Genomic DNA, 9,206 nt, shown 5'->3' with positions numbered 1-9,206 from the left:
TGTGCCCCGGCACACTCTCCCCCAATACGTTTGAGAAGCATAAAATCATTTTTATCGGAAATTCCAAGTTGTTTCGCGATTAATATTCTAACGGCAGCTTCAGGTAACAGATTGGAAAAAAATGATTTTACTTTGTTATGTGGAAAAATTTCTTCCTGCATCGGCAAAGAAATTGATATTTGAAACGCATCAGGTGATGTCAACCATTTCTTAGAATATTGAAATGGAAACTGCCTCCTGTCATTAATGCTTAGGGAACCGACTCTGGTTTGTTCAAAAAAAACATTCAAGGTATCCAATATCAGCGATCTCCACGTTTAATGAGATGGCGTTCAAGGCCAAGACTGTTTAATAATTCAAATACTTTTCCAAGTTGAGCAGTTGCTTTACCTTTTTCAAGCTCTATAATAAACTTTCTACCAACATCACTAAACTCTAAGATCTCCTTTTGAGTCAGCTTGAAACTTTTAAGGCAAATACAACGACCTAAATCTGCGGCTTGTCCGCAGTATTTCACTATTGGGAATGCAGCCTTTCAGATTTTTCAGCGCACAGGTCATGGCCGTCTGGCAATGGCCTTTGAGTACAGGGATGTTGATGAGGCGGTCCAGTTCCAGAATCGATCGGCAGATGCGATATTCTCCGTTGTATCCTTCACATAAAACAGAAGCATCCTGCTGGAGATCCACCAGGGGAACGGAGTACTTTTTAGAGATATCTGAATAGCCACAAACGTTAAAAGCCTTTTCTGTTCGGTCCCCCACCCAGGAACCTTCCAGAATGCTGATATTCTGAAATCTTTTTTTTTGAAGGAAAGTGATTATTCCCGCACACAATTCAGGGTGAGTCGTTGCTCCGGAGGATGCCTTTTTGGAGACGACCAGATTCGGCTTCAGCCCAATATGATCTAAAAAGGACCAGTTTTTCCATATCCCGGAAGACTCCATCAGGATTTTCCCTGCTTCAAAGGGATCTTTACCATACCAACAAAGGATCTTGTTTTTTAACATGATCATTTTATTCCTATAAAATAAGATGTTAGTTGCAAATCATTTTTGGTACAAAGTCAAATTCACGGTTGTTATCTTTATAAGCCATTATTTTATCACCTTCCGATAATAATTTATTAAAACCAAGATCAGGTTTGTATAAAAATGGCTCAAGACCTTTAACATGAAAACATTCCACTGCTCCGGCCTTCTTAATTACCATAATTTTTGAAGAATATATCTTAGGTTGAATCTTGATGACCCACTCTAATTTGTGCTTTCGTGATCTATTATTGAGGTCTTGAATACACATCAGAAATTTTGACAATGATCACTTTGTTCCTTAACAGCACCAAGCTAATTTCCAGTTACTTCTCTTCTTTTTCCAAACGTGATGCCAAGTTTACGCATGCGGTGCCTGAGTGTACTGGGGTTTACACCCAAACGGCAGGCAGCCCCATTTGGGCCATTGATTCTGTTGTTACACAACAAGAGAACATTTTCGATATGATTCCACATCACCTCATCCAGGGTTAACACGTCTTGTTCGAGACTGGGGCATAGAGGATGGGATTGCCGATGCGGCCTGCCTATACCATCAAAAATTAGTCCTCCATTAGGAGTGCCGGCTAAGGCGTGTATAAGAGCCCTCTCAACTGAATTTTCCAACTCCCTAACATTCCCGGGCCAATCATGTTCTATTAGCTTTTTTATTTGAATCGACGAGATCGTCGGATGGACTGGAATTCTAATCTCTTGGCATTTCTTTTGGACGAAGTGCTTAACCAGATCAGGGATATCAGCTTTTCGATGTCGCAACGGCGGGATCGTTATTGGAAACACGTTGAGCCGGAACCACAAATCTTCTCTAAAGGATTTTTCAAGGACCATCTGTTGCAGGTCCCTGTGTGTGGCGGAGATGATGCGAATATCCACCTTGATTGGGTCCCTGCCTCCCACCCGTTCGATGGTTTTGTCCTGCATTACGCGTAAAAGCCGTGTTTGTGCAGAAAGGGGAAGATCACCAATTTCATCGAGAAAAATCGTGCCACCATGAGCCCTCTCAAATCGGCCTCGACGGGCTGTTCCGGCACCAGTGTAAGCCCCCTTTTCATGACCGAAGAGTTCACTGTCAACCAGGTTCTCGGGTAATGCTCCACAATTGACCTTTATAAATGGACCGCTGTGCCGTAGCGAAGAATAGTGAATTGCGTTGGCAATAACCTCTTTTCCCACGCCGGTTTCCCCCAAGAGCAACACATGGCTATTCAATGGGGCCACTTGTCGAACCATTTCCATGATGGGTTTTAGTCCATACTCTTCACCAATAATTTCTGTCCCTGAAATCTGGCGCAACTCGCTGGCCAGATAGCGGTAGTCATCGGATAGCTTCTTTTGCAGGCGCAGGACTTCCTGGTGCTTTAAGATGTTTGCAATGGCAATGGCAAAAGGATCGTGTAGGAGTTCCAGCAAATGAGCGTGTTCTTTGCTAAACAAGTCTTGTCCCCGCGCTGAAATCACAAGTTCACCAAGCCTTTTACCGGCTACTTTCAGGTGTAGTAGCAAAAAGCAAAGGGGGGATTGTTTTGCTTTCAATTCAAACTGTTTTGCCACTGGCTGCATTTCTGATCGGTTAATCATGCTAACCACCGGGCCATAATGACCTTTTTCAACGAATAGTGCGGCTTCTTTGGACAACTTGACCGGATAATACGATGGCGTTTCAGAATAGAAACTTGCAGAAGCGATATTGCTAAGTATCCGGTTTTCCGGCTCGTATGTATTTAAATCCAGGGTTTGAGCGGGCATGAAATTTTCAAGATACTTGCGGATGTCTGTCAGCATGTTTTTTGCGTCCAAGTTACCGCAGATTAGTTTGGACGCTTTGTGGAAGAACTCCTTGTCATTAATGGTCACAACTCTCTCCCTGGCATCTGTCGCATGTGATATAAAATGGAAAAATTATCATATATGACAAAAATTTTTATCACATATGATAAAAATTATCAATTATTTTTTGACCCACTTGAATTAACAGCAAAAATTTTATGGCATGCATCTTGCTGTACCGTATTTGAATCGACTGTTAACAGCGCTCCTTTCGGGCTTGTTTTAGAATTAACCGTCAATTATGGGACGCAAAGAAGAGAAAGATGAAAGTAAATGATGGATGGCCAACAAATAGAGACATAGTGGAAAATATCACACCTCAAGATTTTTGGCACCCGCACCCAGTATGTGAGGTGGAGGTTTCCATCACAAAGTACGCCACGCTGGGCGTGGCATCCACATCGAATCGTTAAGCACAATAGAGGGATCACGGAGGTAATCTAAATGAGTAAGTATCTTGTATGGTTTCTGGCCATTATCGTTTTTGAGCATTTTGTTAGTATAGGGATTGGGTGCGCTGAGGATCAAGCGAAACAGTTTTGGTGGTCTAACATTTCGTATCAATATGACACAAAAAGAGAATACATAACATTGACGCCTGAATTTGAAACCAACGATTTGCCATTTGACTTGGAGCTTTATGGGTTCGTTGATTTTACGGGTGACCATGGTCACGATGAAACCAATCTGAAAAACCATTGCGGAAGTTTCGACCTATTCAAGCCTTTGAACACATTCGGTATTGCCGAAGATAACATTTTCCTGCATATGTTTGATGTGGCCATGGAATATAATATAAATACCTTTACGGATGATCGTTGTTATTTTGGTTTCCGTTGGCGAGGTACCAGAACTTTTGGGGGTATAAGCAAGTTCCTTAATAGAATCCATGCTACTTTTGACATTACCGCCTTCCTGGCTCGCACGGATGGTCGGCAAGGACATAACTGGTGGATGATTTCTCCTCACCTGAAAATTCCATTTAGTATAGGGCGGGTAAACTGCTTTTCCAGTACATGGTGTGACATAGACTTTGATAACCCATTGAATGAATACCGCCATAACAGCATTTCAGGACAAAGCATGCTCGGAGTCAATATTTGGAAACAACTATATGCCTTCTGCGAGGTTAAATATGAGGATTTTCAGGAACCTTTTGATGATGCCTTCGGGATTGGTTTTGGCCTCATGTGGCAGTGGTACTTTGAGAAACCAGACTCTGTAATAAGATAGTGATATCCCGAGGACGTCCACTAAACTATTAGGATAGGAGCTTTTTTTTAAATGTCATTAACTTAAGGCAAAATCGAGATTCGCCGGTGCTTTGGGCCGTCCATTAAAGGACGGGTCAAGAGAAAAAACACATCCCCGCAAAAAAAATATACATAGGCCATGCAGTAACCATCATGTGATACGAAAACTTTTTTTGTCTTTTTTGTACATGCATAGCAGTTAAGTTTTTTTTATTGAGTCCGTTTTCAATTTTTTCATATCTTTCAATGTGAAAATCAATTTCTCTAAAAATCACAGTGATTCCTCGTGTGTAGGGCAACTAACGCTTGGGTAACGGGCAGCAAGGGTTTCCAATACAGTTGATTGAAAGCACATCATTTAAAAGTTTTCCAACCTTTAAAAAGAATGAGACCCTTGCTGTCCGGTTCACACGCCTGTTGGGCATTTATCCCATCATGACGGATATACGGTCTCATTCTAACACCGAATTTCTCAGAGTCGCCATAACACTACGGCAACCTGTTTACAAAATTCTGCTTACTCATTGCTTTTTCATCTAAAACCCCAGGGCAAACGCATTAAAATTTCGGTTATAATAAATTCAATGGGTTACAAAGCGTTATTTCAGTTTTTATTCTCTTTTCAAAAAGCTCGATTTTTTAACTATTTGAATTTATTGAAATCAAAAATCATGCCATTTTCTCATGCGTTCACCCTGTCTAAAACCAGCTATGTTGGGTTATTTTGCTTTATCTGTCCTAACTATCAACTCTATTTGAGAGTTATTGATAGAAAATTTATCTTCTGGGTATGCAATAATATCAATATGGTCTCCTATTGCTTGATTATAATAATCAATTACCTGTTCCATATTATGTTCACATTTGATAACATTATTTTCACCCGCTATAACAGCGAATGAATAGCTTTTGTCAATCAAAAGTAATTGCAAATAATCTTCTGCTGGGATTTTTGATATTGCTTTTAAAAAAGCCAAAGAAAATTCACTTATAATTATCGGCCTATCCTTTTTTAAACGATTTTTCATGCCTTTAAGTGCGAGATATTCTGCGCCCTCAATATCAATTTTTATAACATCAATTTTGTCGGCATAAGGTTTAAGGGCATCGTCCAGGATCACAGAATAAACCAACATGGATGATGAAAGTAAGTGTGGAATAGATGAATCGTTTTCACAAATTGTCCCGCTGTTTCCGGCAGAATCATCATAAGTAAAAAAGTCTTTTCGGTCAGATACCGCAAAAGGGAATATTTCGATATTTTTAAAATCATTAAGGCGTTTATTGATGTAGAGCATTTTTATATTGTATTCGTATGGCTCAAAAGAAAAAACGTTGCCATTTTCGCCCACAATTGATGCTGCCAAGCATGAGAAAAAACCGATATTGGCACCTATGTCAAGAAAGACCATACCTGGCCTTAAAACCTTTTTTAGAACTGCTGTAACCGAAGGCTCGTATTCATTGTTATTTATTAATGCCGAACCACACACTTGATCTTGTGAGCTAAGGCAGAGTTTAAAATTATATAGTTCAACTGTTTCATGGCCAGTACCTGACAATGAGGGGGATTTTGTCAAAAGTGGCTGTCTGTTCTCTTTAAATTCATTACTTGCAAGAAATTTTGACACAATTTCAAGTAGTGGTTTGCCTGCTTGTAACCGATGTCCATACCATTCTTTTTCTTCTGGGTTTCTCCCCAAAATCAAGCGAAAACAAAAAAAAATATCTTCTTCAGATGCGTTTTCAAAATATGTCCTTTCCCATACTTCCGGCTCTATTTCATGTGCAAAAGCACCTTTTCTGCTTCCGCAAATTCTTTTAAAAAAATTTTTAAAGTTATTGAAATTCAAGAATAAAATCTCCCATGTTTGATAAAATTTTTGTTATATCCTTCTTTGAAGGAAAACACTATAAATATTTCGTATGTTTCACAATTTGATTGTCGTTTCGATGGCATTATCTTGTTCAAAAATCAACATTTGCATTTTTTATATAAGGTTATTTTGAAGCCCAACGTTTGGGTAACGGGCGGCAAGGGTTTCCAAAAAAGTTGATTGAAAGCACATCATTTAAAAGTCTTCTCAACCTTTAAAAAGAATGGTAAGCGATGTTTTAACCCCACTCAGGGGCAATGGCATTCGCTTAAGATTTAAAGCCATTCGTTTAAGTAATTGTAGTAATGGCGCACTTATTGGCTATGTTGCTAAAATTTGAGCTTTCTTTTTTTTCTCTTTTGACGGTTGCCATTTGGAGATTGGTTTCATAGATTTTCTAATGTACGATCGCCCCGGTCTCTCTTTTTTATTTCTAGCAAGAATAAAATGATAGGCACGTTCAATAACGGTATCCATTTTTTTTTTCAAGAGAAATAATTCTTCCATGCTTCTTGAAAAAACATGAGTGCAATTTTTAAAGTTTGTCTTGATTGTATGTGTTTGTACCTTTAAAAAAGAACCTTTGTTATCATCTGTTGCATTATTAACAGAATCGTTAGATTGATTAAGGTCTATGTCTGCTTGATTGGCAAAAATGCGATTCATAGTGATAAGTGCAAAATGTGCAAAGATTTCCTGCTTCACACCACGTTCACTTTTTGCGTGAAAATCCTCAATGGCTGGCAAGATTAGATACCTTTACCCATGGAAAAATTAAAAACCTGTTGTTGCTGATAATAAGATGCAAAAGTTTTTGTCGATGCTTTTTGTCCCAGCCAATTAATTCATCTCTTGGAGCCAGAGTCCATGCCGCTGATGCTGTGAATATTAAACAACCAAGTTTTTGTTTACGAGCTTCGGAAACAATAAAATAGCCAATATGTACTCCAACCGGATGCTTGTATCCCAGATAATGATAGGTTTGTATATATGCTTTCCACTCTTCTCGATCTTTTTTTGAGGTTATCCGCTGCAATGAGATAGGGCCAATAGCATCAAGCGTATCATTGACAGGAATAATTTTGGGGTGTTCAACAAAAACAGGTATACGTCGAACCCGTGCTTTATATTTTTTTTTAGCAGGAAGAGTTACGACGTCATAGGATTCCAATTTTTCCAACAAAGTTAAGGCGGAGTTGATTTTAAGTTTACCATTGGAGTTTTTTCAATCAAGATGTTCGCATATAGTCAAAGCCAACTCCTTACGACTGAGATTTTTAAACATCTCAACCGTTTCCTGTAACTGTTCCAGTTGCTTTCGGTTAAACCTACGTCCGCTAAATGTGGTCTTGGGTAATGCGCTAATATCTTTCATAGAATTGTACTGTATTGGAGGTCTATTCAAAAGTTAAGCACAAAAAATTAAAAATATTGGATTTGTTGGTTAAGTTAACAAATCCATCCTGTTATACTACAGACTTGAAAAGAAAAATTTTTGTTACAATCAAAGAGAATGCCATTGCACTCAGGGGGTAGGTACAGCCAACAGTTTTTTATCGACATTGTATGGAAGCAACGCCCTAAAATCATCTTCCGTCATAGCCTCAGGCAGGTGTTCAAACAGATATTTCATATACCAATATGGCTCCATCCCATTTGATTTGGCTGTTTCAATCAAGCTGTAAATCAGTGCGCTGGACCGGGCACCCTGAACGGTGTCCGAGAAAAGCCAATTCTTTCGTCCGACCACAAAAGGTCGGATGGCATTTTCAACCAGATTGTTATCAGGCCTGATGATTCCGTCGGTCGTGTATTGGATGAGCCTATGCCATTGGCTGAGAGTGTAATGGATCGCCTTGCCAAGCAGACTTTTGGGAGGAACTTTTTCCACTCTTGCATCAAGCCATCTCTTGCACTCTTCTAAAATTGGAACAGCTTCTTTTTGCCTTTGGGCATATAATTGTTCAGGCTTTAATTCCTGCACCCGGGCTTCTTTTTCAATTTTATAAAGCAAACTGATATACTTTAATGCGGTGCTGGCATTGCCCGATGAACTCTTTTTATTCCCGGCAGCTTTTGTTACATTTTTAAATCCCCTGCGGGCGTGAGTCCAGCATGCCACATGAATGATATCCTTTATTTTATCCAGAAAATCATATCCTTTATAGCCATCCGTCTGAACAATGCCTTTGTATCCATTCAAAAATGATGCGGCAACATCTCCGGATCGTGTCGGATGATATTGGAATTGAATAATTGGCTTATCAGGCGTACCACCTCTAAAAATCCACATATATGATTTTGACTTCCGGGGCCCCTTTAAGACCTGAAGAGGTGTTTCGTCAACACCAATCATCGGGCTTGCAAGTATGTCTTTTTGCATCATGTCAATCAGAATATCACAGGCGTCAGCGACTTTCATTGCCCATGAACACATGGTTGATCTACCAAGCTCAATACCGATCCTGGTAAATTGCTTTTCCTGAAGGTAAAACGGCAGGGCATCTGCAAATTTTGCAGTCAGAATATGTGCCAGAAGGCCCGGAGTAGCAATACTTTTGGGAATAATCTGTTCAGGCATCCTGGCAATTGATACGGTGGGGCCGTCGTCTTCCACACCTTCACAGTTTTTGCAGGCATATTTATACCGGATGTTTCGGAGTACCCTTACTTTAGCGGGTATATAGTCCAGTTGCTCTGACTCTTCCTGGCCGATGCGTTCCTTAAGGCACCCGCAGTTGCACTGTCTTTCATCTTCGCTGAGTTCATGTATGACATCTATACGGGGAAGATCGGCGGGTAAAGGCTTGCGGCCACGTTTTTTACGGGTATGTTCGTTGTAAATAACCGGGCAAATGGAGCGTAGCGGAATTTTCATTCGAGTTAATTTGCCTTGTTGGACGAAGCCGCTACGCGGAGACAGCAAGCTCCCCTCTTTTAAAAATCAACACATTGTAACTTTGCCTTCTTATAGTAATATACCGGAAAAGGCGATGCCAACGCATCGGCCATTGACCAGTTACTTCAAAAAGGAGGTTTACAATGGACACCAGCATGCCCAATGATCCACAATTCAACGAGTATTACCGCAAGCATCTTCAGTACTTGAAACTGGCAGGCCTGCAACCCAAGACCATCGAGGCCTACTCACGGGCGATCAGGCGAATCGGCAACTATTTCGACTGCCGGGTCGAGAA

The 9,206-nt window shown here is 40.2% G+C and carries 8 protein-coding genes and 1 pseudogene; 2 read left to right on the top strand and 7 right to left on the bottom strand.

What is annotated here, in order from left to right; genetic code table 11:
• The 3 genes from BLT94_RS21145 to BLT94_RS21130 form a co-directional block, all read right to left on the bottom strand.
• Window positions 1–299, bottom strand: a 299-nt coding sequence (locus tag BLT94_RS21145) for a HipA N-terminal domain-containing protein (RefSeq protein ID WP_175530447.1), incomplete at its 3' end; no start/stop codon positions are given.
• 168 nt (window positions 300–467) lie between these two features.
• Window positions 468–1,010, bottom strand: a complete 543-nt coding sequence (locus BLT94_RS21140; RefSeq protein WP_175530446.1) for a DUF362 domain-containing protein — start codon at window positions 1,008–1,010, stop codon at window positions 468–470.
• A gap of 336 nt (window positions 1,011–1,346) precedes the next feature.
• The gene (locus tag BLT94_RS21130; RefSeq protein ID WP_092238622.1) at window positions 1,347–2,906 is read right to left on the bottom strand and encodes a sigma-54 interaction domain-containing protein; all 1,560 of its coding nucleotides are present in this window, start codon (window positions 2,904–2,906) and stop codon (window positions 1,347–1,349) included.
• 36 nt (window positions 2,907–2,942) lie between these two features.
• Between BLT94_RS21130 and BLT94_RS21125 the strand changes: the two genes are divergently transcribed.
• Together BLT94_RS21125 and BLT94_RS21120 are read left to right on the top strand one after the other, a co-directional pair.
• On the top strand, window positions 2,943–3,146 hold the full coding sequence (locus BLT94_RS21125; RefSeq protein ID WP_092238619.1) for a hypothetical protein: 204 nt from the start codon (window positions 2,943–2,945) through the stop codon (window positions 3,144–3,146).
• A gap of 177 nt (window positions 3,147–3,323) precedes the next feature.
• Window positions 3,324–4,112 carry a hypothetical protein gene (locus BLT94_RS21120; protein ID WP_092238616.1) on the top strand — a complete coding sequence of 263 codons (789 nt, stop codon included), beginning with the start codon at window positions 3,324–3,326 and terminating at the stop codon, window positions 4,110–4,112.
• 739 nt (window positions 4,113–4,851) lie between these two features.
• On the opposite strand, the gene BLT94_RS21110 is transcribed toward BLT94_RS21120, so the two are convergent.
• The 4 genes and pseudogenes from BLT94_RS21110 to tnpC all read right to left on the bottom strand — a co-directional run.
• Window positions 4,852–5,985 (bottom strand): FkbM family methyltransferase, encoded by a 1,134-nt coding sequence (locus BLT94_RS21110; RefSeq protein WP_092238610.1) that lies wholly within the window; start codon window positions 5,983–5,985, stop codon window positions 4,852–4,854.
• Window positions 5,986–6,330: 345 nt separating this feature from the next.
• The gene (locus BLT94_RS21105) at window positions 6,331–6,756 is read right to left on the bottom strand and encodes a hypothetical protein (RefSeq protein ID WP_092238607.1); all 426 of its coding nucleotides are present in this window, start codon (window positions 6,754–6,756) and stop codon (window positions 6,331–6,333) included.
• A complete protein-coding gene (locus tag BLT94_RS21100) occupies window positions 6,743–7,189 on the bottom strand; it encodes a Druantia anti-phage system protein DruA (protein ID WP_175530445.1) in 447 nt (148 codons plus the stop codon). The genes BLT94_RS21105 and BLT94_RS21100 overlap by 14 nt, the downstream gene beginning before the upstream one ends.
• 345 nt (window positions 7,190–7,534) lie before the next feature.
• Window positions 7,535–8,848 (bottom strand): annotated as a pseudogene (tnpC, locus tag BLT94_RS21095) (IS66 family transposase); the annotation flags it as partial.
• Window positions 8,849–9,206: the final 358 nt, after the last annotated feature.

Source organism: Desulfobacula phenolica (genome assembly GCF_900105645.1).
In the GTDB taxonomy this organism is placed as follows: domain Bacteria; phylum Desulfobacterota; class Desulfobacteria; order Desulfobacterales; family Desulfobacteraceae; genus Desulfobacula; species Desulfobacula toluolica.
Note: the sequence above shows the minus strand (reverse complement) of the source record. Positions and strands in the feature narration are given on the sequence as shown.

Coding starts and splice junctions, on each gene's coding strand:
- BLT94_RS21125 (WP_092238619.1), top strand. CDS start 2,943: ATGGAAAAATTATCATATATGACAAAAATTTTTATCACATATGATAAA.
- BLT94_RS21140 (WP_175530446.1), bottom strand. CDS start 1,010: ATGTTAAAAAACAAGATCCTTTGTTGGTATGGTAAAGATCCCTTTGAA.
- BLT94_RS21120 (WP_092238616.1), top strand. CDS start 3,324: ATGAGTAAGTATCTTGTATGGTTTCTGGCCATTATCGTTTTTGAGCAT.